Source organism: Streptomyces sp. T39 (assembly GCF_008042045.1).
In the GTDB taxonomy this organism is placed as follows: Bacteria; Actinomycetota; Actinomycetes; order Streptomycetales; family Streptomycetaceae; genus Streptomyces.
In genome coordinates, this window is the sequence record NZ_RDBP01000113.1 from 1 (window position 1) to 913 (window position 913).

1 protein-coding gene is annotated in these 913 nt (G+C 78.8%); it reads left to right on the forward strand.

What is annotated here, in order from left to right; all coding sequences use genetic code 11:
• A partial coding sequence (locus tag EAO77_RS35665) for an amidohydrolase family protein (RefSeq protein ID WP_147992463.1) occupies nucleotides 1-913 on the forward strand: 913 nt, incomplete at both ends.

Consider the following 913-nt stretch of genomic DNA (forward strand, 5'->3'; position numbering starts at 1 on the left):
CTTCCGCGACGGCGAACCGCTGACCGGCGACGCCCACCACGCCGTACGCGAGGCCGCGTACGGCGCCGTCTCGCCCGCGCAGCGCGCCGACGCGCAGCGCGCCGCGCTGCGCCGTGCCGCCTCCCTGGGCATCGGCACGGTCCACGAGTGCGGCGGTCCCCGCATCTCCTCGGAGGACGACTTCACCGGCCTGCTGGAGCTCGCCGGGAGCGAGCCCGGCCCCCGCGTCGTCGGCTACTGGGCCGACCTCGACGTCGAGCGCGCGCGTGCCCTCGGTGCCGCCGGTGCGGCCGGGGACCTCTTCGTCGACGGCTCCCTCGGCTCGCACACGGCCTGCCTCCACGAGCCCTACGCCGACGCCCCGCACACCGGCACGGCCCACCTGGAGGCCGCCGACGTGGCCGCCCATGTCGTGGCGTGCACCGAGGCCGGCCTCCAGGCCGGTTTCCACGCCATCGGCGACGCCGCCCTGACCGCCGTGACCGACGGTCTGCGCGCCGCGGCCGGGAAGCTGGGCCTCGCCCGGGTGCGCGCCGCCCGCCACCGCGTCGAGCACGCCGAGATGCTCACCCCCGAGACGGTCGCGGCCTTCGCCGAGTTCGGCCTCACCGCCTCGGTCCAGCCCGCCTTCGACGCCGCGTGGGGCGGCGAGGACGGCATGTACGCCCAGCGCCTCGGCGCCGCCCGCGCCCGCACCCTCAACCCGTACGCCGCGCTGCTGCGCGCCGGGGTGCCCCTGGCCTTCGGCTCCGACAGCCCGGTCACCCCCCTCGATCCGTGGGGGACCGTCCGCGCGGCCGCCTTCCACCGCACGCCCGGGCACCGCGTCTCGGTCCGTGCCGCCTTCACCGCCCACACCCGCGGCGGCTGGCGGGCCGTGGGCCGCGACGACGCCGGGGTGCTGGTCCCCGGC